The organism is Streptodolium elevatio (assembly GCF_053592165.1).
The window spans coordinates 265,152-291,412 of sequence record NZ_JBSFVE010000001.1 but is presented as its reverse complement, the minus strand read 5'-3'; the positions used below and the strand labels follow the sequence as shown (position 1 = coordinate 291,412).

General features: G+C 72.9%; 17 protein-coding genes. 11 read left to right on the top strand and 6 right to left on the bottom strand.

Annotated features, from left to right (window positions below; all coding sequences use genetic code 11):
* Positions 1–125 precede the first annotated feature (125 nt).
* The 3 genes from ACWD12_RS01270 to ACWD12_RS01260 form a co-directional block, all read right to left on the bottom strand.
* Positions 126–353, bottom strand: coding sequence for a DUF3107 domain-containing protein (locus ACWD12_RS01270; RefSeq protein ID WP_358360411.1), 228 nt, complete (start codon positions 351–353; stop codon positions 126–128).
* A 357-nt stretch (positions 354–710) separates the two neighbouring features.
* Positions 711–1,352 carry a TetR/AcrR family transcriptional regulator gene (locus ACWD12_RS01265; RefSeq protein ID WP_358360413.1) on the bottom strand — a complete coding sequence of 214 codons (642 nt, stop codon included), beginning with the start codon at positions 1,350–1,352 and terminating at the stop codon, positions 711–713.
* 237 nt (positions 1,353–1,589) lie between these two features.
* Positions 1,590–1,907, bottom strand: a complete 318-nt coding sequence (locus ACWD12_RS01260; protein WP_450097829.1) for a hypothetical protein — start codon at positions 1,905–1,907, stop codon at positions 1,590–1,592.
* A gap of 273 nt (positions 1,908–2,180) precedes the next feature.
* Here ACWD12_RS01260 and ACWD12_RS01255 point away from each other — a divergent pair, with 273 nt between their 5' ends.
* The 3 genes from ACWD12_RS01255 (at position 2,181) to moeZ (ending at position 6,502) form a co-directional block, all read left to right on the top strand.
* Positions 2,181–3,128, top strand: coding sequence for an alpha/beta hydrolase (locus ACWD12_RS01255; protein ID WP_450097828.1), 948 nt, complete (start codon positions 2,181–2,183; stop codon positions 3,126–3,128).
* A gap of 88 nt (positions 3,129–3,216) precedes the next feature.
* Positions 3,217–5,196: a DUF3152 domain-containing protein gene (locus ACWD12_RS01250; protein ID WP_450097827.1), complete on the top strand. Its 1,980-nt coding sequence runs from the start codon at positions 3,217–3,219 to the stop codon at positions 5,194–5,196.
* 127 nt (positions 5,197–5,323) lie between these two features.
* Positions 5,324–6,502 (top strand): adenylyltransferase/sulfurtransferase MoeZ, encoded by a 1,179-nt coding sequence (gene moeZ, locus ACWD12_RS01245; RefSeq protein ID WP_358360425.1) that lies wholly within the window; start codon positions 5,324–5,326, stop codon positions 6,500–6,502.
* Positions 6,503–6,616: 114 nt separating this feature from the next.
* Here the strand turns inward: moeZ and ACWD12_RS01240 are convergent, their stop codons facing one another.
* On the bottom strand, positions 6,617–8,998 hold the full coding sequence (locus ACWD12_RS01240; RefSeq protein WP_450097826.1) for a lysylphosphatidylglycerol synthase domain-containing protein: 2,382 nt from the start codon (positions 8,996–8,998) through the stop codon (positions 6,617–6,619).
* Between the two features lie 113 nt (positions 8,999–9,111).
* On the opposite strand from ACWD12_RS01240, the gene ACWD12_RS01235 reads away from it, so the two are divergent.
* The 6 genes from ACWD12_RS01235 to ACWD12_RS01210 all read left to right on the top strand — a co-directional run bounded on the left by ACWD12_RS01235 (position 9,112) and on the right by ACWD12_RS01210 (position 20,844).
* Positions 9,112–9,552, top strand: coding sequence for an MGMT family protein (locus tag ACWD12_RS01235; protein WP_450097825.1), 441 nt, complete (start codon positions 9,112–9,114; stop codon positions 9,550–9,552).
* 243 nt (positions 9,553–9,795) lie between these two features.
* Positions 9,796–13,512, top strand: a complete 3,717-nt coding sequence (locus tag ACWD12_RS01230; RefSeq protein WP_450097824.1) for an ATP-dependent helicase — start codon at positions 9,796–9,798, stop codon at positions 13,510–13,512.
* A gap of 116 nt (positions 13,513–13,628) precedes the next feature.
* Complete coding sequence (locus ACWD12_RS01225) at positions 13,629–14,372, top strand: hypothetical protein (RefSeq protein ID WP_358360436.1); 744 nt, start codon at positions 13,629–13,631, stop codon at positions 14,370–14,372.
* A 152-nt stretch (positions 14,373–14,524) separates the two neighbouring features.
* Positions 14,525–15,355, top strand: coding sequence for a hypothetical protein (locus ACWD12_RS01220; RefSeq protein WP_450097823.1), 831 nt, complete (start codon positions 14,525–14,527; stop codon positions 15,353–15,355).
* 311 nt (positions 15,356–15,666) lie between these two features.
* Positions 15,667–19,473, top strand: a complete 3,807-nt coding sequence (locus ACWD12_RS01215) for a UvrD-helicase domain-containing protein (protein WP_450097822.1) — start codon at positions 15,667–15,669, stop codon at positions 19,471–19,473.
* 210 nt (positions 19,474–19,683) lie between these two features.
* Entirely contained in the window at positions 19,684–20,844 is a 1,161-nt protein-coding gene (locus tag ACWD12_RS01210) for a PP2C family protein-serine/threonine phosphatase (protein WP_450097821.1), read from the top strand.
* A gap of 14 nt (positions 20,845–20,858) precedes the next feature.
* Here the strand turns inward: ACWD12_RS01210 and ACWD12_RS01205 are convergent, their stop codons facing one another.
* Positions 20,859–21,722, bottom strand: a complete 864-nt coding sequence (locus ACWD12_RS01205) for an endonuclease/exonuclease/phosphatase family protein (protein ID WP_450097820.1) — start codon at positions 21,720–21,722, stop codon at positions 20,859–20,861.
* A 690-nt stretch (positions 21,723–22,412) separates the two neighbouring features.
* Between ACWD12_RS01205 and nudC the strand changes: the two genes are divergently transcribed.
* Positions 22,413–23,264: an NAD(+) diphosphatase gene (nudC, locus tag ACWD12_RS01200; protein WP_450097819.1), complete on the top strand. Its 852-nt coding sequence runs from the start codon at positions 22,413–22,415 to the stop codon at positions 23,262–23,264.
* Between the two features lie 112 nt (positions 23,265–23,376).
* On the opposite strand, the gene ACWD12_RS01195 is transcribed toward nudC, so the two are convergent.
* The gene (locus tag ACWD12_RS01195) at positions 23,377–23,640 is read right to left on the bottom strand and encodes a mycoredoxin (protein ID WP_450097818.1); all 264 of its coding nucleotides are present in this window, start codon (positions 23,638–23,640) and stop codon (positions 23,377–23,379) included.
* Positions 23,641–23,822: 182 nt separating this feature from the next.
* On the opposite strand from ACWD12_RS01195, the gene ACWD12_RS01190 reads away from it, so the two are divergent.
* Positions 23,823–26,243, top strand: coding sequence for an ATP-dependent DNA helicase UvrD2 (locus tag ACWD12_RS01190; RefSeq protein ID WP_450097817.1), 2,421 nt, complete (start codon positions 23,823–23,825; stop codon positions 26,241–26,243).
* Positions 26,244–26,261: the final 18 nt, after the last annotated feature.

Sequence of the window (26,261 nt, the reverse complement as noted above, 5' to 3'; positions counted from 1 at the left end):
GCCTGCCCCCCGGGCGCGGGCCCTCCGCGCGGTCCTCCCGCCTCGCCCCACCCCGGCCGTCCCCGCCCCCCCCGGGGCCCCCCCCCCGCCCCTCGCGTGGTGTCTGCGAGATCCGGACCCGGACCTCAGACCGCGCCGAAGCCGACGCGGCGGACGCTCGGCTCGCCGATCTCGACGTAGGCGAGGCGGTCGGAAGGCACGATCACCTTGCGGCCCTTCTCGTCCTGGAGCGAGAGCACCGTCGCGCTGCCGGACAGTGCCGCCTCCACCGCACTCTCGACATCGTCGGCGCTGTCGACGACCTCCAGCACCAGTTCCCGCGCGGCGTGCTGCACGCCGATCTTGACCTCCACGGCTGTCCCTCCGGTTCAGACGAGTGAGGGCGGCAATCGAACTGCGCGCGCCCGTACAGGACTGAAGGCTAATCGAGCCGGATGGGTGCGAAGCCCCGCCACGGGTACGCCGAGCGCGAAACGGCCGGACCCCGACGCCGCCGCCCGAGGGCGGTGTGTTCATCACACCCGATGTGCAGTGCCCCACCTTGGGGGTCAGGTCGAAAGGCCGCGACGAAAAATGCGCGACCGCCGTCCACAGGTTCGGACGGCGGTCGCGCTTCTCGGGATGTCGATCGCCCCGGCGGCCCTCGGACGTCGCCTGGTTGCGGCGGGACTCGGATGTCGCTCCGCTAGCGGCGGAATGGGGGGTGTCGGTCAGCCCGCGGCGGGCTCGTCCTTGCGCGGGAAGCGGGAGATGCCGCGCCAGCCGAGGGTCGAGATCAGCCGCGACGCGGTGTCGCGCGGGATCGGGACGCCCTTGGAGATCCAGTAGCGCGCGGTCACCTGGGCCATGCCGGTCAGGCCGATGGCCAGGAGCATCGCCTCGTCCTCGCCGAGGCCGGTGTCCTCCGCGATGACCTTGCTGACCGCCTCCGCGCTGGTCTCCGCGACGCGCTCGACGCGTTCGCGGACCGCGACCTCGTTGGTGAGATCCGATTCGAAGACCAGGCGGAAGGCGCCGCCGTGGTCGTCGACGAAGGCGAAGTACGCGTCCACGGTGGCGGCCACGCGCAGCTTGTTGTCGTGCGTGGACTCCAGCGCCGCACGCGTCGCGTCGACCAGCGCCTCGCAGTGCTGGTCGAGGAGCGCGAGGTAGAGCTCCAGCTTGCCGGGGAAGTGCTGGTACAAAACCGGCTTGCTGACACCGGCGCGCTCGGCGATGTCGTCCATCGCCGCCGCGTGGTAGCCCTGCGCCACGAACACTTCCTGGGCCGCGCCGAGCAGCTGGTTCCTGCGGGCGAGACGGGGCAGCCGGGTGCCGCGCGGGCGGGAATCCGCATCCTGGATGGCTGTCACGGCGCTCCTCAAACGTGATCTATCAGGGTCCTGCTAGGTGCCTCGGTCCCCATGACCGTTCGGGGGGCCTGAAGGTTGTACCGCCACGTCATCCTACTTTTGGGTAACCGCTGCCGTAAGTTTCGTGGCGCAACGAACAGAGTTCTGGAAGTTGTGGCCGCCGTGCAAGGCCCCGATGCCGACAAATCTGACGTTACGTCAGAGATGTGCATGCCACGGCCCTTGATCGGGGGCCGGTCAGCGGTATTCGTCCTCGTCGGGACCGGCCACGCGACGCTGGTCGGTGCCGTCCGCCGGGTCCACTCCGTCCGGTACGGGCTCCCACACCCGCTCGTCCTCGTCGACCACCTCCGTGCGCTGCTCGGCGACGTCCGCCTCCGGTGCCTCCAGGTCGAGGTCGTCGGGCGCCGGGACCTCGTCGGGGTCCTCGAGCCTTGCGTCGGGGGCGTCCACCGGTGCGGTGCTCTCGTCGGCACGGACGCCGGCCGCGGCGCCCGCCCCGGTCCCCCCGGCCACGCCGGCCGCCCCGGTCGTCTCACGCGCGATGTCGGGCATGTGCAACTCCTTCCGACCTTCCCCATGATCCTGCCGGGCCTCCGAAAACTCGCGCCGTCCGTCGCCTCGGTGCCTCGTCGCACGGCGCCCACACGGAGTACTACCCGCCTACCCGCGTTGCAGCGGCTTGATCATCGATATCGAACCGTTGCCATCGGAGCCGTTGGAACTGCCTCCAAAAATGCCCATTCGAGCACCAAATCGCCGCGCCCGAAGGACCGATCGCGCACGCCCCCCTTCCGTCCCGGTGACCGTCTCGTAATATTGGCGACCGTGACCACCACTCAGGCAGTTTCCGGCGCCCCCGCGGCGGCCTGGCCTGTGCGGACGGTCCCGGTCGGCGGCGACACCACGGTCGCCGTCCGGCGCCACCCGGAGTACGACGCCGAGCGGCCTCCAGCCGTCCTCGTGCACGGCCTGGGCGGCTCGTCGCTGAACTGGGCCCCGCTGGTCGGGAACCTGCTCGACGTGGTCGCGGCCGACATGGTCGACCTGCCGGGCTTCGGCTTCTCTTCGCCCCCGCACGACGGGGACTACTCGGTGTCCGCGCACTGCCGCGCGGTCGAGGGGCTGATCCTCTCCCTCAACCGGGGGCCCGTGCACCTGCTCGGCAACTCGATGGGCGGCGCGATCGCCACCCGGCTCGCCGCCCGCAGGCCGGACCTCGTACGCACGCTCACGCTCGTCTCGCCCGCGCTGCCGGACCGCAAGCCGCAGGTCACCGCGCTGCCGACGGCACTGATGGCGGTTCCGGGCTTCGCCGCGGCGCTCGGCCGGGTCACCCGCAACATGACGCCGGAGCAGCGCACCCGCGTTTCCGTCGGGCTCTGCTTCGGAGAGCCGCAGATGCTGTCGGAACAGGAATTCACCGACTTCGTCGCCGAGTACCGGCGGCGTCTGGGACTGCCGTACATGGTCGACGCCTTCACCCGGTCGGCGCGCGGCGTCGTCACCTCCTACCTCGAACGGGGACCACGCTCGTTGTGGAAGCAGGCCGCGGCCGTCCAGGCCCCCACGCTGCTGGTGTACGGCCGACGGGACAAGCTCGTCGGCTCGCGGATGGCGCGCCGTGCCGCGGCCACCTTCCCGGACCCGCGGCTGCTGATGGTGCCCGAGTCGGGGCACGTCGCGATGCTGGAGCATCCGCGCGTCGTCGCGCGGGGGTTCCGGGACCTCCTGGCGGACACCGGGAAACCCCTGCCGCCGGCCGAGGCCCGGTGACGTGACCGTGGGCCGACATGGCGCAGCCTCGTACGACCAGCCTCATCCGGAACAGGCCTATCCCGATACGTCGGGCGCGTCAGGTGGCGTGCAGGCGTACGGGTACGAAGGGCAGGGCGGCTACCAGCCCGCCTACCAGGAGGGGTACGCGGCACAGTTGCAGGCGCAGCAGGCCTACTCCGGCGACTACCCGCCGGTCGACTACGCCGACGCCGAGCACTATGCGGCGTCGTCAGGGCAGTACGCCGCGGTCCAGCAGCACCCCCAGCACCTCCCGCACTTGTATCCCGAGCAGTACGGGCACGAGTACGGCGCCGCCGAGCAGTACCCGGCCGAGCAGTACCCGGCGTACCCGCAGTACCAGCAGTACGCGGACCACCCGCAGTACCCGTACGAACCCGAGGCGCCGCGCCACGACTACGCCGCGCAGCAGCCCTACGAGCAGCCCCCGGCCCAGCAGCACGGCTTCGACCCGCTGACCGACCCGTTCTACGGCTTCCCGGCGGCCGGGCAGCCCGACGCGTTCGCCGACCAGGCCATGGACCCGCTGACGGCGCAGGCCGGGCAGTTCGGGCAGTGGGCCGAGGAAGCGCCGCCGCAGTGGACGGACGAGGCGCAGCAGCAGTGGGGCGCCGGGCCGCAGGCACAGTGGACCGACCCGTACGCGGGCGAGCTGTTGCACAGTGTTCCGAGCCAGTACGCACCCGAGGCCGCGCCGCGCTACGAGCCGGTGCCCGACCCGGAGCCGGAGTTCGACCCGGAGCCGGCCGCCTGGGACGAGACGGTCTACATCGAGCCGATCGACATCGAACCGGTGCACGCCAAGCCGGTGCACGCCAAGCCGGTGCACGCCAAGCCGGCGGACGGAGCGGCGTACCGGCCGCGGCGCGCGTCGGCGCCCCAGCCCGCGCCGATCGAGGACGCCGGCTTCGAGCCGCCGACGCGTGCCGGCGCGTACCCCGCCACCACCCGCGTCGAGTCGCGAGCGGCGGCGCGGGCGGCCTCCCGTGCGGCGGAAGCCCGGCGTACCGGGACGGCCACCGGATATGTGCCGTCGTCGCGGACGGCGTCCGCGGCTTCGGCAGCGGCGTCGACCGCCCCGTCGACCGCCTCTTCGGCGTCGGGCGGCGGCCGCGCGGCCTCGCGTCGCGCCACCCGGACTCCCGCGCGCAAGCCGCGGCGTCTCGTGGTCGCGGGCGGTGCGGTGGTGACCGGCGCGGTGCTCGCCGGCGCGGTCGTGATGCAGATGCCGGAGGGCGGCACCGAGGCGCACGCCAAGGGCGACAGCGCGCACACAGACGACCCGACCAGGCGTACCGACGACGTCGCGTCGCGCGATTCGGACCGGCCCCAGGTGCAGGCGGCGGTGCCCGGCCAGGCCAGCCCCAACCCGCAGTCGCCCTCGGCGACCCCCGGTCCGACGACGCTGCCGATCCCGACGCCCTCGGCGCCGCTGAGCACCACCGAGCGCATGAAGGTGCGCTTCGAGTTGGGCGAAACGCTGGCGCTGAGCGGCAAGTTCGACGTGGTGCCCGGCAAGGTGGCGGCGCCCAAGTCGGGGACCAGGAACTACACGTACCGCGTCGAGGTCGAGCAAGGGCTCGGACTGGACGGCGAGTTGTTCGCGGCGGCCGTGCAGCAGACGCTGAACGACCCGCGCTCGTGGGCGAACGGCAACAAGAAGTCGTTCGCGCGCACCGACGGCAGCGCCGACTTCGTGATCCGGTTGGCGAGTCCGGGGACCACGCACAAACTGTGCGACGCCGCCGGGCTGGACACATCCATACAGAACGTGTCCTGCGACGCGGCCGGCTCGCCCTGGGTGGTCATCAACGCGTGGCGCTGGGCTGAGGGCTCGCCCACGTTCGGCGACGACATGCTCGGCTACCGGCAGATGCTCATCAACCACGAGGTGGGCCACCGCCTCGGGCGGAACCACGAGACCGAGGCCTGCCTGCCGGGCGGGCTCGCGCCGGTCATGATGCAGCAGACCAAGGCGCTCGAGGCCGACAACGGGCTCATGTGCGCGCCGAACCCGTGGCCGTACCCGCCGACGATCCCGTCCTGAGCGGCCCGCGCAAGCTCCGGTGAGACAGGTGTCTCACGGTCCGGACCCCCTTCCCGGGAATCCGACACGCCATGGCACTGTTGGTGCGAGAAATGTCGCAGAACTAGGTCTGACCATCGGAGATCCCGTGTCGCTACCACCCTTGGTCGAGCCGGCTGCCGAGCTCACCGTCGACGAGGTCCGCCGGTATTCGCGCCACCTGATCATCCCGGACTTCGGGATGAGCGGGCAGAAGCGCCTGAAGAACGCGAAGGTCCTGTGTGTCGGCGCGGGCGGCCTCGGCTCCCCGGCGCTGCTCTACCTGGCCGCGGCCGGGGTGGGCACGCTCGGCATCGTCGAGTTCGACACCGTGGACGAGTCGAACCTCCAGCGCCAGATCATCCACGGCCAGTCGGACATCGGGAAGTCCAAGGCGCAGTCCGCCAAGGAGAGCGTCCTCGAGGCCAACCCATACGTCGACGTCGTGCTGCACGAGGACCGCCTCGACTCGTCGAACGTCATGGAGCTGTTCGCCCAGTACGACCTGATCGTCGACGGCACCGACAACTTCGCGACCCGCTACCTCGTCAACGACGCCTGCGTGCTGCTCAACAAGCCGTACATCTGGGGCTCGATCTACCGCTTCGACGGCCAGGCGTCGGTCTTCTGGGCCGAGCACGGGCCCTGCTACCGCTGCCTGTACCCGGAGCCCCCGCCCCCCGGCATGGTGCCGTCGTGCGCCGAGGGCGGCGTGCTGGGCGTGCTGTGCGCGTCCATCGGCTCGATCCAGGTCAACGAGGCCATCAAGATGCTGACCGGCATGGGCGACCCGCTGCTCGGCCGGCTGATGATCTACGACGCCCTGGAGATGACGTACCGCCAGGTGAAGGTCCGCAAGGACCCCGAGTGCGCGGTGTGCGGCAAGAACCCGACGGTCACCGAGCTCATCGACTACGAGGCGTTCTGCGGCGTCGTGTCGGAGGAGGCCCAGGAGGCCGCCCTCGGCTCGACCATCACCCCGCGCCAGCTCAAGGAGTGGATGGACGCGGGCGAGAACATCCACGTCATCGACGTCCGCGAGCCGAACGAGTACGAGATCGTCTCGATCCCGGGTGCCGTGCTCGTCCCCAAGAACGAGTTCCTGATGGGCAACGCCCTCGAGGGCCTGCCGCAGGACAAGCGCATCGTGCTGCACTGCAAGACGGGCGTGCGCTCGGCGGAGGTGCTGGCCGTCCTGAAGTCCGCGGGCTTCCAGGACGCCGTGCACGTCGGCGGCGGCGTCATCGGCTGGGTCAACCAGATCGAGCCCGAGAAGCCCGTCTACTGACCGAAGCCGGTCCACTGACGGACCGTCAACACCGTTCCCAGTGCGGGCCCTTCCGGATCTCCGGAAGGGCCCGCACCGCTTTGCCGCCTGGTCCGCCCGCGCTGCGTACGGGGGTCAGATGGCCTGCTTGCGCTGGAGGTAGGTGAAGGCGAGCCAGCCGGGCAGTACGGGGAGCCAGAACGTCAGGAAGCGGAACAGCAGCACCGCCGCGGTGGCCGTCTCGATCGGCAGCTTCCCGGTCGTGGTGAGGCCCGCGATGAGCGCCGCCTCGATCGCGCCGATGCCGCCCGGGACCGGGGCCGCCGAGCCGATCGCGTTGCCGGCGAGGAAGACGACGGCGATCGCGGCGAAGCTCGCGGACCCGCCGAAGGCGCGCACGCTCGCGTCGAGGCACAGGATGAACGAGACGGTGAGCATCACCGTGCCGCCGAGCCCCGCGGCGAGCTTGGTCGGCGTCTGCAGGACGTCCAGAAGGCGCGGGACGATGCCGGAGAACAACGCCGCGAGGCGCTTGACGACGAAGCGGCGCAGCGGCCCCACGGCCATGATCAGCAGCGCCACCAGGGCGATGACGAGCAGGCCCGCGATGACCGCGCCGGACGGGGCGAAGGACGGCGTCTGCTCGGTGCCCGCGATGTAGCCGAAGAAGACCAGCAGGCCGATGTGGAAGACCAGGCCGCCGAGCTGCGAGACGCCGATGCTGGCCGCCGCGAGGGCCGGGGGCACGCCGGACTTCTGCAGGTAGCGGGCGTTGAGCGCGACACCGCTGACCGCGGCCGGCATGACCAGCTTCACGAACGACCCGGCGAGCTGGACGATCGTGGTACGCCACACCGAGAGCCGCTCCGGCACGAACCCCAGCAGCATCAGCGCGGCGGCCACGTAGCTGAGCGTCGACGCGACGAACCCGATCGCCGCCCACCCCCAGTTGGCCCGCTCGAAGATGTCGCCCAGGTTGGCGTGCGTGAGCTGCGAGAGCAGGAAGTACCCGGCGAACGCGGACGCCACGACGGTGACCAGCGTGCGCGGCCGGATGCGCTCCAGGCGGATCGGCTCGGCCTCGGCGCGCGGCCGCAACTCCAGGATCCGTTCGCGGATCCCGGACAGCAGGTTCTGGTTCTTGCGCAGCGCGGCACGCGTCGGCCGGTTGAGGGCGACCTTTTGCAGCAGCGGCAGGCAGGCCGCGACGGCGTCGACGCCGAGGCCCTGGGTCGCCGTGCGTACCGCGCGCTCGTCGCCGACCCGCAGCGCGAGCGCGGTCAGCATCTGCGCCGTGTCGATGCGCAGCGACAGGTCGCCGGAGGCGATCTCGCCCGCGCGCAGGTCGACCAGCCACGGATTGCCGTCGTGGTCGATCAGGAAGCTGCTGGTGCCGAGGCGGCGGTGCGTCAGGCGGTGCGCCTGCAACAGCGCGACCTGCCGCCAGATCTCCACCAGCAGCGCGTCGGTGAACTCCTCGTCGTCCAGCGATTCGAGACTGCGGCCGGGGATGTGCGCGTACGCCAGCAGGGCCGCGTCGGAGCCCACCTCCGTGGTGGCGACCAGGCGCGGCGTGCGGACCCCCGCGTCCGCCGTCGCGTACGCCATCAGGGATTCCTGTTCGAGCGCGCGGCGCAGGGACAGGAAGGTGCGGCGCGCGGTGGTCACCCGCAGGCGCGCGCGGCGGTAGAAGCGGTAGACGGCGCCGGAGGTCTGCTGGTCGCGGTCCAGGACCGTGACGTCCAGGAGCTGGTCGTCGGTGAGCCGCACGGCGTACCGGCGGCTGTCCTCGGGGCCGTCGTCGGTGCGCACCGCACTCGCGGCGATCAGGCCGAACCTGCGCAGCGCGGCCACGACGGCGTCGGCGGGCGGGCGGCGGTTGGGCACGCCGACCGCGTACATCGTGGCGTACGCGATGGTCCGGCCCAGCAGCACGCTCGTCAGCAGCGCCAGCGGCGTGGTGTAGCCGCCGACCAGCACGGTGGCCGCGTTGAGGGCCAGCAGCGTCCAGACGAGCGCCTGCCACTTGGGGCGCCGGACCAGGCCCACGGCGGTGATGTACGCGACGATCGGCGCGAGGTAGCCGTGCACCGGATCGGTCAGGCCGCCCCCGGCGAGCGGCCGGGTGAGCGCCGCCTCCAGCGCGTCCGGCCCCGGGCCGGTGACCCACCAGTCCAGGCCGAGGGACGCGGCATACGTGAGCGCCGCGGCGATGACGCCGTCCGCGACGCGCAGGCCGTCCCGGCGCAGCAGGCGTTCCACGCCGTAGGCGACCGGCACGACCAGCACCGCGACCGCGAACACGCCGCCGGAGAGGTTGAGGATCAGGCGGGGCAGGCTGTTCTGCGCACCGCGCACGATGTCGGACTCCAGGCCCGACGTCGTCTCGCGCGCGATGCTGGCCAGGAAGAACACCACGGCCAGCGCGAGGACGCCGACGAGCACCCGCAGCAGGTCGCTGGACCGGTGCACGCGGTTGGGCTGCGAGGGCTCGACGACGAGGGCGCGCCCGGTCACAGGGGCACCCCCAGGAGATGTTTCCTCTTGGTCTCGAATCACCAGTCACCGCCGCCTTGATGGTGGCACGGAGTGCGGGGACCCGGCTGGCCGAGGGGGCGGAGTCTGGCACGATGCGGGACGTGACTCTGCCCACGCCGATCGACGAACGTGTCCTGGATCTGGTCGAACGCATCCCCGCCGGACGGGTGATGGCGTACGGGGACATCGCGGCCTGGTTCGCCGACGAGGCCGCGCACGCCGCGGAAAACGCCGAAGGCTCCGAGAGTCCGGAAAGCGCGGAGGAAGCCGGAGCCGGGGAAACCGCGGGTGTTGGGACGGACCGCCCCAGACTCGGTCCCCGCCAGGTGGGGCGGGTGATGGCCCGCTACGGCGGGGGTGTGCCGTGGTGGCGTGTGCTGCGCGCGGACGGCACGCACGCCCCGGGCCTGGAGGACGAGGGCCTGCGGCGGCTGCGCGACGAGGGGACGCCGATGCGGGCGGGCGGCACACGTGTCGACATGGCCGAGGCGCGGTGGGATCCGGCGTCCGGCGAGGGAGTGCGCGACCGGTAGTGCGGTGGTGTCCGCGGCGAACCCGGCGGTCGACGGAGCCCGACCGGGTGCGTCCGGCGTGGCACGGGGGTCCCGTGTGATCTGATGGGGCAAGGCCGCGCCCTGCCGACCGGGGCGCGGCTCCCTGCGCGCCTGCCGTACCGCCTCGATGACCCGCTCCACATCTCCCCGTTTCCCGGCTTCCCCGTCATCCCCGTCCCCGTCGTTCCCGAACCCCTCGGCTTCCCCGTAAGGCCCCGAGCCATGACGACCGCGACCTCCGCGTACCGCTTGCGGCGCACCGACATCGGTCCGCAGGTGCGGCTGACGCTGGACGAGCGCCAGCGTGCCGTCGTGGCCCACCCGGGCGGGCCGCTGCTGGTGCTGGCGGGTCCCGGTACGGGAAAGACAACCACCCTGGTGGAAGCGGTCGCGGACCGGGTCGCCCGGGGGATGCTTCCCGAGGAGATCCTGGTTCTCACCTTCAGCCGCAAGGCGGCGGGGGAACTGCGCGACCGTATCGCGACGCGGCTGCGCGGCGGCGGAGGCGCGCCTTCACGGGACGGCGACGCGGGGGGCGAGACGGGGGTCGACGACGCGGCCGGCGATCCGGCCCGCGACGCGACCGGGGCCGCGACCGGCGACCCGGCCGGCGGGGCCGCGGGCCGGGGCGGGCACGCGGGGGCGCTGCCGACGGCGACGACGTTCCACTCGTTCTGCTACGCGCTGGTCCGGCAGCACCAGCCGCCGGAGCTGTTCACGTACCCGCTGCGGCTGCTGTCCGGTCCCGAGCAGGACGTGTTCGTACGCGAGCTGCTGGCCGGCGAGGCCGAGGACGGCACCGTCCGCTGGCCCGCCGAGCTGCGCGCCGCCCTCGGCACGCGCGGCTTCGCCGACGAGGTCCGGGCGGTTGCCGCCCGCACCCGCGAACTCGGCCTGGACCCGGAGGCGCTGGCGCGCTTCGCGGAGGACACCGGCCGCCGCGACTGGCGGGCCGCCGCCGACTTCCTGGCCGAGTACCTCGACGTGCTCGACGCGCAGGGCGTCGTCGACTACGCCGAACTGGTGCACCGCGCGGTGATACTCGCGGAGCGCCCCGAGGTGTCCGAGGAGCTGCGGCGGCGCTACAAGGTCGTGTTCGTCGACGAGTACCAGGACACCGACGCGGCCCAGGTCCGCCTGCTGCGCGCGCTCGCGGGCGACGGCCGCGACCTGGTCGTGGTCGGCGACCCGGACCAGTCGATCTACGCGTTCCGCGGCGCCGACGTCAACGGCATCCTCGACTTCAGGCACCACTTCCCCGACCGTACGGGCGCCCCCGCACCGACGGTCGTCCTGCGCACCTCCCGGCGTGCCGGGGCCGGACTGCTGCGCGCCTCGCGGGAGATCACCCGCCGGATGCCCCTGTCCCGCCTGCCGGCCGCCGAAGCGGCGGCGCACCGCGGCCTGGTCCCGGACCGCACCGGCGACGACGACCCGAGCCGGGTCGAGGTCTACACCTACCCGACGCCCGGGGCCGAGCTGGACAACATCGCCGACATTCTGCGCCGGGCCCATCTGGAGGACGGGGTGCCGTGGGGCGAGATGGCGGTGCTCGTACGCTCCGGCGCCCGTTCGATCCCGTCGATCCGCCGGGCGCTGTCGGTGGCCGGCGTACCGCTGGAGATCGCCGGCGACGAACTGCCGCTCGCCGCCGAACAGGCGGTCACCCCGCTGCTGACCGCCCTCAAAGTGGCCGCGGACCCTGCGGCGCTGGACGAGGACACCGCACGCATGCTGCTGCTGTCGCCGATGTGCGGCATGGACTCGGCGGATCTGCGCGTCCTCGGCCGGGCGCTGCGCGCCGAGGAGCGGGCCGCGGCGATGGCCGACGCCCAGACGGCGGAGGCGGCCGCGGCGACCGGGGACGATGCGGCAACCGACGGGGAGGCCGCGACCGAGGTGGGGGCCCACGCGGACGACGGCACGGCGGTCGATGGCGGGGCGGACGACGGCGGCCCCGAACAACTTGAGCTGATGGCCTTCGCGGAACTCGCCTCCGAGGCTTCCGCCGCAGACGCGGGCGTCACGGGGGATGCCGGCGCCGCGGGAGAGGCGGCGGCCGCGGGAGAAACGAACGCTGACGCGGACACGGGCGCGAGCGCACAGCGGGCCGACTCCGCGGTGCCGTCGCCCCGGTCCGCCGCGCCGTTCCTGCCGGCCCTCGCACGGCCGTCCGCCGAGCTCATCAGGGACGCGCTCGCCCACCCCGAGCAACTGGTGGCCGTCGACGCGCAGATCGGCGCGGGGGCGTACCGCCTGGGCATGCTCATCGCCAAGGCGCGCGCGATCCTCGACGCGGGCGGCACGACCGAGGCCGCGCTGTGGGAGCTGTGGCACGGTACGCCGTGGCCCGCCCGCCTGGAGCGCGCCGTCCTGCGCGGAGGCTCGTCGGGCCGCAACGCGGACCGCGACCTGGACGCCGTCGTCGCGCTGTTCGAGGTGGCCGCACGCGCCGAGGAGCGGGCCGGCCACCGCGGAGCCCTGAACTTCCTCGACGAACTGACCGCGCAGCAGATCCCCGGCGACCGGCTCGACGACAAGGCCATGCGCGGCGAATCGGTGCGCCTCCTGACGGCCCACCGCGCCAAGGGCCTGCAATGGCGGCTGGTGGTCGTGGCGGGAGTGCAGGAAGGCCTGTGGCCGGACCTGCGCCGTCGCGGCTCGCTGCTGGAGGCGGACCGGATCGGGGCGGACGGCCTGGCCGAGCCGCTGTCGCCGGGCGCGCTGCTCGCCGAGGAGCGCAGGCTGTTCTACGTGGCCGCGACCCGGGCGCGCGAGCGGCTTGTGGTGACGGCCGTGAAGTCCGCGTACGAAGACGGCGACCAGCCTTCCCGCTTCCTCGGCGAGCTGGGGGAGGAGGGCGTCGAACGGGCCGACGTGACCTCGCGTCCCCGGCGCCCGCTCTCGACGTCGGCGCTCGTCGCCGAACTGCGTGCGTCCGCCGTCGACCCCAAGGCCCCGCGGACCGTGCAACTGGCCGCCGCGCGCCGACTCGCGCGGCTGGCCGCGCTGCGCGACGACGACGGGTATCCGCTGGTCCCGGCCGCGCACCCGGAGCGCTGGTGGGGCCTGGTCGAGCCGACCGATCCGGGGGTCCCGGTACGCGACCCCCGCGCACCGGTGAAGCTGTCGGGCAGCGCGGTCGAGAAGGTCGGGACGTGCGCGCTCAACTGGTTCCTGGGGCGAGAGGTGCGCGCGGAGTCCGCACGTACCGCGGCCCTCGGTTTCGGCAACGTGGTGCACGCGCTGGCGGACGAGGTCGGCACCGGCGCGACGGCCGCCGAACTGCCGGTGCTGGTGGACCGGTTGGACCGGGTCTGGGACGCGCTGGCGTTCGACGCACCGTGGCAGTCCGACCAGCAGAAGGAGGAGGCGCGGGCAGCGCTGGAGCGGTTCCTCGCGTGGCACACGCACGACCGGCACCGCGTCGTCGCGGCGACCGAGCACGAGTTCGAGGTGAGCCTGACGGCGGGGGAGCACCACATCGTCATCCGCGGGTCGATGGACCGCGTGGAGCGCGGCGACGACGGCTTGGCGTACGTCGTCGACTTCAAGACCGGCAAGTCCAAGCCGGGGGCCGCGGAGGTGGCCGAGCACCCGCAGTTGGCGGTGTACCAGATCGCGGTCGCGAACGGCGCTCTGGACGACATCGAGGCGTTCGGCGGGGCGCGTCCCGCGTCCGGCGGCGCCGAACTCGTGCAGTTGCGCCACCGCGCGCCCGGACAGGACCCGGACGCCGGGGGCCTGCCGGTCGTGCAGGACCAGACGGCACCCGTCCCGGACGAGGACGGCAACACCTGGGTTTCCGCACTGCTCGCGGACGTCGCGGGCCGGATCCTGGGGGAGCGCTTCACCCCGAACACCGGCTCGCACTGCGACCGGTGCGACTTCCGGCGGTGCTGCAGCGCGCGCAGCGAGGGCCGCACGGTGGTGGAGTAGCGCGTCGCGGCAACGTCCGGAATCCGCGGGGTGACCGGCCGATTGTCAGACTTTTACCGTGCTTTGGGATACTGATCGACCAAGTCCCCCAGCATCCCCATCAACGGAGTCTCCTCGTGCGTGTACGCCGCATCGCCGCTGTCGCATCCGCCACCGTCCTCGCCGCCGTCGCACTGAGCGCGTGCGGCAGTGACGACGGCGGCGCCGACAACACGAAGACCGAGGCGAAGGCGCTCGCGGACAAGGCCGTCGAGTTCGCCAAGAAGAGCGGTTCCATGGAGGCGGTCGGCAAGGGCACCGAGGACGGCAAGGCGTTCGAGGTCAAGTCGTGCGTCAACGTGACTCCCGAGGGGAAGTCCGAGTCGGTCAAGGGGTCGCTGACCCGGGACGGCCGCACGGCCGAGGTCCTGACGACCGGCGGCAAGGACTACTTCAAGGCGTCCGCCGAGTTCTACATCCTGCAAGCGGGCCAGGAGACCACGGACTTCGACATGGCCGCGCTGAGCGCGGCGCTCGACGGCAAGTGGATGGTCAGCGACGAGGAGGAGCCGGACGACTCCGCGGACTTCTTCGAGGGCAACACGGACGGCGTCACCAAGGGTGAGGTCACGGAGTTCAACGGCAAGAAGGCCGTGCCGCTGACGAAGAAGGACAAGGACGGCAAGGAGAAGACCGTCTACGTCGCGGCCAAGGGCGACCCCGTCGTCCTGGGTGTGCTGGAGGTCGAGGACGGCACGCGCACCGAGACGACGATCAGCGGCGTCGGCAAGCCCTGCGACGTCAAGGCTCCCGCGCAGGAGCAGACGCTGACCGAGGACGAGGTCGACAAGCTGTTCGACGAGGCCCGCCAGACCTCCTGACCTCCTGACCCTTCGCGCCGGCTCCCGGACTGCTCACCATCGGTGACTGTCCGTCAGATGCTTGACAGAGTCGGGATACTGGGCGCGCGATGCTCCCACGACGGGCCCCCGCCGCCGGCGGCCGGGCCCGTCGTCCGTCCCGAGGAGTACCTGTGCGCCTGCCCCGTTCCGTCGCGACGGCCGCCGCCGTCACCGCCGCCGCCGCGCTCGCGCTCGGCGGCCTCACCGCGTGTGCCGGCGACGACGTCGACGACCCGACCGTCGACTCCAAGAGCGGCCCCGGCCGCCCGGGCGGTACGGGCCCGGCACCCGGCGGCGTCCTGCCCGGCCAGGAGACCGCGAACCCCGCGGCGCCGCCGCCCGCCAAGCCGCCCGCCGAGATGAGCGGGCGCGAACTCGCCGATCGGGCCGTGCAGTTGATGGCAGCCACGTCGTACCGGCTCACCGGGCAGTTCGGGACGGGGGCGGACGCCGCGACGCTGAGCATCGAGGTCGGCAAGCTGCGTGACGTACGCCAGATCGTCACACGGGCGGACGTCAAGCAGGAGTTGATCCGCGCCGGGGGCGTGGTTTACACGAACGTCGAGAGTGTCATCGGCTCGACGCCCGGCGTCACGGTGCCGGCGAACCTGCGCGGCACGTACCTCAAGACCGACGGACAGCAGCTCGACCCCAAGCTGGTGGACCCCTTCGCGGGCAGCTTCGGCGCCGACGCGGGGGAGGTGGTCAAGGGGCAGCAGACGCAGATCGACGGCAAGGGCGTGTGGCCGTTGACGATCAAGTCCGCGGACGGGGCGACGACCACGATGTACGTGATGGCCGCCGGGGACCCGTACCCGATCAGGCTGACCGGGACGGGGGCCGATCCGGTGGACCTCAAGGTGAGCGATTTCGGCGCGGAGGTCGGCGTGGCCGCCCCGCCCGCGGAACGCATCGTGGACGAGGCGACCTTGCAGCAGCGCATGGCCGCGGCGGGCGGCTGACCGCGGGCGATCGGCGGCGGTGGTCGCCGGGGGCGGTCGACGGGGGCGGTCGCCGACGGGCGGGCTGAACGCGGGCGGCCGCGGGCAAGGTCCGAAGGTGGGGTCCGAAGGCGAAGTCCGGGGCAGAGCCTGACGGCAGACGCCCCCGGCAGAGACCTACTCCAGAGGTTGCGGAGGCCTGCGGCGGCGTGTGGTGCGGGGGTGGCGCGGAAGCCTGGCGCGCGTGCGCAGCGTAGTGCTGTCGGCGCGCCGCGTGGGTCACAACGCACAGGATGCGGTTGTTGTCCTCAGGTGCGTCTAACGTTGCGCCGGTGCGATCGGCCCACCACCACCTCATCCGGGATCCGGACGACCTGAAGGACGTCCTCGGCGTCCCGTACACGCCCGAGCAGATCGCCGCCGTCACCGCACCCCTGGAGCCCGGCGTGATCGTGGCCGGCGCCGGGTCGGGCAAGACCACCGTCATGACCGCGCGCGTCGTCTGGCTGGTCGGCACGGGCGCGGTGCGCCCCGACGCGGTGCTCGGCCTCACCTTCACCAACAAGGCCGCCGGTGAGCTCGCCGAGCGCGTACGCAAGGCACTGCTGAAGCTGTGGCCGGACCCGGCGGCGCTCGGGATGCCTGCGGGCGGTTTCGGTCCGGACGGGGCCGGGGGCACGGTCGGCCTCGGGGGCACCGGCACCGGCACCGGCGCAGGCACTGGCAATGGAGCCGCGGGAGGATCCGGCGGGGACGACGACGCCGGTGAGCCGACCATCTCGACGTACCACGCCTTCGCCGGCCGCCTGCTGTCCGAACACGGCCTGCGCATCGGCCTGGAGCCGTCGGCGCGCCTGCTGGCCGACGCGACGCGCTTCCAACTCGCCGCGCGTACCGCCCGTCGCGCGTCCGGCCCGTTTCCGACGCTGACCAAGACGCTGTCGTCGATCACCGCCGACGTTCTCGCGCTCGGCGGCGAACTCGCCGAACACCTGGTGCCGTTCGACCGGTTGCGCGCGTTCGACGAGGACCTGGTCGCCGACGTCGAGGCCACCGCGAAGCCCACGGCGGGCGCCAAGGCCGCGGCCGACGCCGCCCGGAACCGGCTCGACCTGCTGCGCCTGGTCTCCGACTACGCGGACGCACGGCGGCACCGCGACCTGCTCGACTTCGGCGACCAGATCGCGTACGCCGCGCGGCTCGCCGAGGAGCGCCCCGAGGTCGGCGAGATACTGCGCGACACGTACCGCGTCGTGCTGCTCGACGAGTACCAGGACACCTCCGTCGCGCAACGAAGACTGCTGTCGGGCCTGTTCGGGATTCCGGAGGGAGTCGATCCCGGCCTCGCGCCCGGCCGCGGCCACGCGGTGACCGCCGTCGGCGACCCGTGCCAGGCGATCTACGGCTGGCGCGGCGCCTCGGTCGCGAACCTCGACGACTTCCCGCACCACTTCCCGCGGCGCGACGGCTCCCCGGCACACCGCTTCTCGCTGGCCGAGAACCGGCGCAGCGGCGGCAGGTTGCTCGAGTTCGCCAACGAACTGGCGGCGCCGCTCCGGGAGATGCACGAGGGCGTGGAGGCGCTGCGGCCCGCCTCCGGGGCCGAGCAGGACGGCTGGGCGCGGTGCGCGCTGCTGGCCACGCAGGACGGCGAGATCGGCTGGGTCGCGGACCAGGTGCAGCACGTGATCGGGACGCGATTCCGGCCGGACGGCGAACTGATCGGGCCGGGCGACGTCGCGGTGCTCGCGCGTACCGCGTCCGACTTCGCCGAGATCCACAAGGCGCTGGTCGAACGCGACATCCCGGTCGAGGTCGTGGGCCTGTCGGGGCTGCTCAACCTGCCCGAGGTCGCCGACTTGGTGGCGACGTGCGAGGTGCTGGACGACCCGACCGCCAACGCGGCGCTGGTACGCCTCCTGGTCGGCCCGCGCTGGCGCGTGGGCCACCGCGACCTCGCGTTGCTGGGCCGCCGGGCCGGTGAACTCGTGCGCTTCGAAAGCGGCGCCGCGGACGGCCCCGACGCGCGCCTGGAGGCGGCGGTCGCGGGTGTCGACCCCACCGAGGTCGTCTCGCTCTCGGACGCGCTCGCCGATCCGGGGGAGGAGTACCCGTTCTCCCCGGCCGCCCGGATCCGCTTCGCCCGGCTCGCCGCCGAGATACGCGAACTGCGGCGGCATCTGGGCGAACCGCTCATGGACGTGCTGCACCGGGTGCTCGGCGTCACCGGCCTGGAGGTCGAGCTGTCCGCGTCGCCGAACGCGCTGGCCGCCCGGCGCCGCGAGACCCTGCACTCCTTCCTCGACGTCGCGGCCGGTTTCGCGGACCTGGACGGCGACCCGTCGCTCACCGCGTTCCTGGCGTTCCTGCGGACCGCCGCCGAGCACGACAAGGGGCTCGACGGCAGCCTGCCGAGCGCGGGCGACTCGGTGAAGGTCCTGACCGCGCACAAGTCCAAGGGCCTGGAGTGGGAGGTCGTCGTGGTGCCCGGCCTGGTCGCCGGCGCGTTCCCCAGCACCCAGGCGCAGTCGAAGTGGACCAAGAGCGGACACACGCTGCCGCACCCGCTGCGCGGTGACGCGAGCGGGCTGCCCGAACTGCCGGACCTCTCCGCGAAGGGCTTCAAGGCCTTCGACGCCGACATGAAGCGGCACAAGGCGATCGAGGAACTGCGCCTCGGCTACGTGACGTTCACACGTCCCAAGCAACTGCTCATCGCATCCGGGCACTGGTGGGGCCGTACGCAGAAGAAGAAGCGCGGGCCCTCGGAGTTCCTGGCGCGGCTCGCGGAGCACTGCGAGGCGGGCCACGGCGAGGTCGCCACCTGGGCGGTCGAGCCGGACGACGAGGCGAACCCGCACCTGGCCAATGGGGTGGAACAGGTGTGGCCGCTGCCGTTGGACACCGTGGCCCTGGAGGAGCGCCGGCGCGCGGCGCGCGACGTGATCGACGAGCTGGTGCGGCTGGAGGCGGCGGGGCGGAACGGCATGGACCCGGGGAGCCGCGCGGCGGTCGCGGCGGCCGTCGCGGTCGACGACGAGATGCCGCCGTTCTTCGACGAGCCGCCACCGGACGACGAGGAACTGCCGCCACCACCGGACGACGACGAGATGCCGCCTCCGGACGACGACTGGGACGAGTACGCCGCGCGCCGGGCGCCGGACGGCCGTTGGGAGGCTGCCGGTGCCGGGTCCGACGCCGGGCCCGGCACCGAGGTCGAGACCCAGACCGAGGCCGGTGCGAGTGCCGACGTGCCTGGGGACGGCGCCGGCGTTGCCGGGCGCGGCCCGGGACCCGAGGACGCGGCGAGCGCCGGGCGTCCGCCTGCCGCCGCTCCCGCGGACCTCGACCTGCTGCCCGGATACGAGTCCGACACCGACCACCTGGGACCGGCCGACCGCGAGCTGATCGAGTCCTGGGACCGCGACCTGGACCGCCTGGTCGAGGAGCTGGTACGCGGGCGGTCCGGCGTACGCGAGGTCGAACTGCCCGCCTCCCTGTCCGCCTCGCAGCTCCTGCGCCTCGCCTCCGATCCCGACGGCCTCGCCCGCGAGCTGGCCCGGCCGATGCCGCGTCCGCCCGCACCTGCCGCGCGCCGGGGCACGCGGTTCCACGCGTGGATCGAGTCGCAGTTCGGTGAGCGTCCGCTGCTGGAACCCGACGACCTGCCGGGCGCGGCGGACGAGGACATCACGGACGAGGCGGACCTCGTCGAACTGCAGGAGGCGTTCCTGCGCACTCCCTACGCGCAGCGGGCGCCGTACCGCATCGAGGAGTCGTTCCAACTCGTGCTCGGCGGGCGCGTCGTGCGCGGCCGGATCGACGCCGTCTACCGGGACGCGGACGGCCGTTTCGAGGTCGTGGACTGGAAGACGAACCGCGCGTTCAACGCCGACCCGCTGCAATTGGCCGTCTACCGGCTGGCCTGGGCGGAGCTGGCCGGGGTGCCTCCCGAGGAGGTCACCGCGTCGTTCGTGTACGTGCGCTCGGGCGAGGTGGTGCGCCCCCGCGGGCTGCCGGACCGTACCGGCATCGAACGAGTACTCGCGGGTCCGCCGGGAGACGCCCCGGCGGACCGTGGCGACCCGGGCGGCCGAGGCGGCTCGGGCGGCCCGGAGAACACGGCCGACGGACGGTAGGCCCCTGGCCGACCTGCGGAACCTGCCGCTCCGCCGGAACCTGACGGCCTCCCGGGACGTATGTCCCTTGACCGGGGCGTGCCGATCGGCTCGGATCGTTTTCGCAAGATCCGGACGTCCGATAATCGGTCGATGGCGTGTCGGCCGCATCGGACCAGGAGTTTCGAGGTACAAGCCTCAGCGATGGCACCACCGCAGCATGGACCCGGCATGACGCCGCCGACCGAGGGGTCGGCGCGGCGTGCCCGCCTGCTGCCCATCGTCGGCTGGACGCTGCGGCTCCTGCCCATCGCGGTGATCGTCGTCGTCATCGCCATCGGCTTCCTCACCCCGCCCGAGGTGCACATCGGGCCGCTGCTCGCCGTGGCGCCCGCGCTGGCCGGTCTGACGCGCGGCTCCGCCCGCACGCCCGTGTGGACCGGCATCGCCGCCGCGGCCGCGATGCTCCTGCTGTCCACCACCGGGGAGACCAAGGGTGACGGCGAACCGTTCGTGACCCTTCTGTCGATCCTTCTGGTCACGATGACCAGTTGGGCCGGCGTCCAGGTGCGCCGCCGCCAGGACCGCAAGCTGGAGGACGTCCGCAGCGTCGCCGAAGCCGCCCAGCACGTGCTGCTCAGCCCGGTCGCCCGCCGCATCGGCCCGGTCCGGGTGGGGGTGCGCTACCGCGCCGCGGCCGCCGAGGCGCGGATCGGCGGCGACCTGTACGAGGTGATCCTCACGCCGTTCGGCGTGCGAGCGGTGGTCGGTGACGTGCGCGGCAAGGGGCTGGGGGCGGTGCAGACCGCGGCGGCGGTGCTGGGTGCGTTCCGGGAGGCGGCGTACGAGGAACCCACCCTGCCCGGTGTCGTGCGCCGCATCGCCGCGAGCATGAGCCGTCGGCTTGAAGAGAACCTCGAGGAGTTCGTGACCCTCGTGCTGGTCGGCTTCACGCCGCAGGCCGACATGCACCAGGGCCAGATGCAGGTGGTCAACTGCGGCCACCCCGCGCCGATGCTGCTGCGTACCGCCCGCGCGGAGATGCTGGAGCCGTCCACGCCGATCCCGCCGCTCGGCATCGTGGACCCGGACCTGTTCGACATCCCCGTGCTCACCGTGCCGGTCAGGCCGGGGGACCGGGTGCTGCTCTACACCGACGGCATTGTGGAGGCGCGCGACTCCCACGGGGCGTTCTACCCGCTGTTCGACCGCGCCCCGGACAGCACGCCGGGTGTCGAGGAGACCCTCGACCGCCTCGAAGCCGACGTCGAACGACATGTGGGCCGCCCGCTCGAGGACGACGCCGCGATGCTCCTGATCCTGTACGCACCGACCCTCGGCGGCATCTACGACACCGGTCCGGCGGCGCGCGCCGACGTCCGCAACGCCTGACGGCGCCCGGCCGTTCAGACGCGCAGCTCGACGACCAGCGCGCAGTGGTCGGACACGCCGAGGCGTACCGTTTCGGTCCGCCGCACCGCGTCCGGCCCCAGCCCGTGCCCGAACACGTGGTCGAACTGCACGCGCGGGCGGTAGGACGGATACGTGGGTACGCGGGCCAGCGACCGCCAGCGCACCCGGTGCCGCCGGGCCTGACCGTTCTGCGCGCCGCGCTCGCGCCGCCCCACGACCGCCTGCGGGATGCGGCCGGGCAGGTTGAAGTCACCGAGGAGCAGTTGCGGCTGCGGCAGGTCGGCCGACGACCGCCCGATGCGGGCGAGTTGCGACACGTTCCAGCCCGGCACGAAGGACAGATGCGCGGCCAGTACGGTCAGCGGGCCGTTCGGCCCCTGCACCACCGCGGCCAGCACCGAGCGCGGCTCGTCGGGCACGCGCGTCAGGCCGGGACGGCCCTGCACCCGCAGCGGCAGGCTCAGCGGAGCGGCGGGGAAACGCCGGGCACGCCAGCGCAGGACGGGCAGCCGGGACAGCAGCGCGATGCCGTACGCGGGGCCGCCCTCGCCGTTCTGCGCCGGGCCGTACACATGGCGCTCAGGTATGCCGGGCGACGGCAGCCACCCCGACACGGGCGCCGGCACGCCGTGCACCGCCGCCAGGAACCGCCACTGGTCGGTGCCCATGGCCCCCGCCGCCACCGCCGCCTGATCCGCGCCGCCGGACCGCTCCTGATGCCGGTCCACTTCCTGGAGCGCCACGATGTCGGCGTCCAACTCGGCCAACGCCTCGGCGAGCCGCTCGGGCCCCGCGGTGCCGTCGTCCAGAGCCATTCCGTGCAGGAGATTGAACGTCGCCACCCGAAGGACAGTCATGCCCTTGACCGTACGTCCCCAACTCCCGCCACGCCGCCACCCGCACAATCACGCCCCCAACCCGCGTTCCAGGTCCCGGCCCGCCGCCCACCGAAGTCCGCATGTACGCCCCCGCGTACCCGGCCCCACACACCAACCAATCGCGAACCAATCGCGCTCCGCTGCGCGCAGTTCATCTCCCGGCGCCGTACCGGGAGTCGGTGCTCTGCGGCGGGCCCGTACGTCCGCTCGCACTTTCCGCAGGCGTGGCCCCCATGCGCCGGAGTCGACGTCACACCGTGCCCAACCCCGCCGCGTGCCTGTGCACACCTCGGTCGTATCTGGCGGATCTCGCCTCAAGCACCAATTCCACCTGCACAACTCCCGCGCCCAACCGCTCGCGCGTCCGGCCCTCCGCCATTGCGCAGTCCGGCCCTCCGCGCCCGCGCCGCTCTGCCGCGGCCCTGCCCGCATGCGGGCGGCCCTCCGCATGCGCTCTCCCATCCGGCTCCCTCGCTCGAACCCGTCGGCTGCCACCCCGCGCCGTCCCAAGGTCCGGGGCGATCGTGTACACCGGAGGTGTGCCTGCCGGGGTCCGCGCGCGGAGCGCGGCGGCACGGTGACGGAACGATGAACGACGAGGGGTGTGTGTCCGTGGGCGATCGCGATCCTGGGCTGGCGTTGACGAGGGCTCTGCATGACAGGGCGGCCGTGCACCGGCTCGACGAGGCGTGGTTGACCGCGGCGTGGGAAGCGCCCGGGTCGCGCGTCCTGGTGATCGAGCAGGGCAAGGTGCACTGGACCGACGAGAGCGGGCCCGCCCTCCTGCTGGTGGCGCCGGCCGACGCGCCCGACGGCGAGCGGTACTTCCTCGGTGTGGACGCCGACGACACCGCCTACTTCGCGGTCGCCGCGGAGGCACTCCCCGAGGGCGTAGACGCCCAGGTGGGCCACCTCTACACGCTCGGCTCGGTGCTGGGCGACCGCGACGCCGGGCTTCTGGTGCACGCGTTCGGCCTGGAGAACTGGCATCGCACCCACACGTTCTGCGCCCGGTGCGGGCAGCCGACCGAGCCGGTGGCCGCCGGGCACGTACGCAAGTGCACGGTGTGCGCCGCAGAGCACTTCCCGCGCACCGACCCGGCCGTCATCATGCTCGTCGTCGACCCGCTGGACCGCGCCCTCCTCGGACGGCAGGCGAGTTGGCCCGAGAAGCGCTTCTCCACACTCGCCGGCTTCGTCGAACCGGGCGAGTCGCTGCGGCAGGCGGTCGTGCGCGAGGTGGCGGAGGAGGTCGGCGCGCAGGTCACCGGCGTCACGTACGTCGACAGCCAGCCGTGGCCGTTCCCGTCGAGCCTGATGCTCGGCTTCCACGCGACCGCCGCGGACGACCGCATCGACGTCGACGGCGCGGAGATCGCCGAGGCGCGGTGGTTCTCGCGCGACGAGCTGCGGGCCGCGGTGGCGGCGGGCGACGTACTGCTCCCGGGAACGATCTCGATCTCCCGGCACCTGATCGAGCTGTGGTTCGGCGAGGTCATCCCGGAGAGCAACAAGTGGTAGCCGGCCCAGCGGCAGCCGTCCGCTGAAAAAGCCCTCGAACACGCGGAAGCCCCGGCAGTCACTGCCGGGGCTTCCGTGCGCTCACGTACTCGGGGTGCTCGGGGCTCTCGCGTCAGGCCGCCGCGGCCGCGAAAGCGTCCCTGACCTGCGCGAGGCTCGGGTTGGTGGCGACCCACTGAATCTCGCCGCCGACCGTCACGACCACCGTGGGGACCGTCTGGTTGCCGCCGTTGACGCTCATCACGTAGTCGGCCGCCTTGGCGTCCTGCTCGATGTCGACCTCGGTGTACGCCAGGCCCTCGCGCTCCATCTGGCTCTTGAGGCGGCGGCAGTACCCGCACCACGGGGTGCTGTACATCGTCACGGTGGCCGACATCGGGAGGTCTCCTCTGCTTCGGGGTGGTCGCTCGGCGCCGACCGAGTCCGGAGCGGCTTGTCGAGCGGGTTTTCGCGGGCCGTACGGCGTCTCAACGCCCTTCGGCCCCGGATTTCTTCCACAAGTGTGGAGGCTGTGGACAACACCATGTCGGTGAGGGTGGGTCCTGAGAGGATGTCCCGGTGATCGACCAGTACGGGCCCCCGCCGACCTCCGACGAGATCCTGGACGCGCTCGACCCCGAGCAGCGCCGGGTCGCCAAGTCCGTCGACGGTGCCGTCTGCGTGCTCGCGGGCGCGGGCACCGGCAAGACCCGTGCCATCACCCACCGCATCGCGTACGGCGTGCTCACCGGCGTCATGCAGCCGACCCAGACGCTCGCGGTCACGTTCACCGCGCGGGCCGCCGGGGAGATGCGCGGCCGGCTGCGTCAGCTCGGGGTGGCCGGCGTGCAGGCGCGCACGTTCCACTCGGCGGCGCTGCGCCAGCTCCAGTTCTTCTGGCCGCGCACCTACGGGGTGAACGCGCCCCGGCTCGTCGAGCGCAAGGTCCCGCTGGTCGCCGAGGCGGTGCAGCACTGCCGGCTGCGTGCCGACCGGGCCGAGCTGCGCGACCTCACCGGCGAGATCGAGTGGGCCAAGGCGACCCAGACCGCCCCCGACGACTACCCGGCGCAGGTGCTTGCGTCCAAGCGCAAGCCGCCGCGGGATGCCGCCGAGGTGGCGCGAATCTATGCGGCGTACGAGAAGCTCAAGGCCGGCCAGGGCCGCATGGACTTCGAGGACGTCCTGCTGCTGACCGTCGGCCTGCTCGACGACCGACTCGAGGTCCGTGAGCAGGTGCAGGCGCAGTACCGGCACTTCACCGTCGACGAGTACCAGGACGTCAACCCGCTCCAGCAGCGGCTTCTCGACCTGTGGTCGCAGAACGCCCGCAGCCTCTGCGTGGTCGGCGACGCGAGCCAGACCATCTACTCCTTCACCGGGGCGACCCCGGGCTTCCTGCTCGGTTTCCGGCACCGGCACCGCACGGCGGAGGTCGTCGAGCTGGTCCGCGACTACCGTTCGTCGCCCCAGGTCGTGCGGCTGGCGAACCGGCTGCTGACGCACGCCACCGGTGAGGCCGCCAAGCACCGCCTGGAGCTGATCTCGCAGCGCGAGGACGGCCCCGAGCCGGACTTCGTGGAGTTCGCCGACGAGCCCGGCGAGGCGGAGGGTGTCGCCCGCCGGGTGCGCAAATTGCTCGACCAGGGCGTGCGGGCCGCCGAGATCGCCGTGCTGTTCCGCACCAACTCGCAGTCGGAGGGGTACGAGCAGGCGCTCGCCGACCTCGGCATCCCGTACGTCCTGCGGGGCGCCGAGCGCTTCTTCGAACGCCCCGAGGTGCGCCACGCCGCCGTGCTGCTGCGCGGCGCCGCACGTTCGGCGGGGGCCGCGGACGACGCGGGCGGCCTCGCCGCGGAGGTCGGCGCGGTGCTGGTGTCCGGAGGATGGACCCCGGAGCCGCCCGGCGGATCCGGTCAGGTGCGGGAGCGCTGGGAGTCGCTGAACGCGCTCGTACGCCTCGCCGAGGACTTCTCCGCGGCGCGCCCCGAGGCGACGCTCGCGGACTTCGTGGAGGAGCTGGCCGAGCGCGCCGCGGCCCAGCACGCCCCGACCGTGGAGGGTGTCACCCTCGCCTCCCTGCACGCGGCCAAGGGCCTGGAGTGGGACGCCGTGTTCCTGGTCGGCCTGACCGAGGGCATGATGCCGATCCACTACGCCGACACCGCGGACAAGGTCGAGGAAGAGCGACGGCTGCTGTACGTCGGGATCACGCGCGCCCGTGAGCACCTGACGTTGTCGTGGGCGATGTCCCGCTCGCCCGGCGGCCGCCCCGGGCGTGGCCCCTCCCGGTTCCTCGACGGTCTGCGCGGCACCGGCTCGGGGGCACCCGGCCGGGCGGCGCAGGGGCGTTCCGCCACGACCGGTGCGGGCTCGTCGTGGGGTCCGGGCGAGCCGAGGGCGGCGCGGCGTGCCAAGGCGGGGCCGGTGCGCTGCCGGGTCTGCGGGCGCGGGCTGACCGAGGCCGCCGAACGCAAGCTGGCCCGCTGCATGGAGTGCCCGTCGGACGTCGACGAGGCGATGTTCGAGCGGCTCCGGGAGTGGCGCCTCGGCCAGGCCCGGCTGCTGGGGCAGCCCGCGTACTGCGTGTTCACGGATGCCACGCTGACCGCGATCGCGGAGGCCCAGCCGGGCTCGGTGAACCAGCTCGCGGCGATCTCCGGAGTGACCCGTACCAAGATCAACAAATTCGGCGAGGACGTCCTCGCCATCGTCGCCGGCCGCGACCCCGAGGAGCTCGCGGACGCGTACGATCCGGGCGCCGACGAGGACCCCGGATCGCATGGTGACCTGGCCGGTGATCCGGCGGCTGAACTGCCGGGTGATCTGCCGGGTGAGCTGCCGGGCGACCCGCCCGACGAAGACGCCTTCCCGGTGGCGGGCGAAGTGCCCGGAGAGGCCTGGGAAGTACCGCGCCGGAGGGCTCCTGACGAGGGATTTCCCTCAAGTGACCCCAGACACGCGGAAAATAGTTTGCGCTCTTCTCGGAAGCGCATCTAACCTCACGAGCACGGTCAA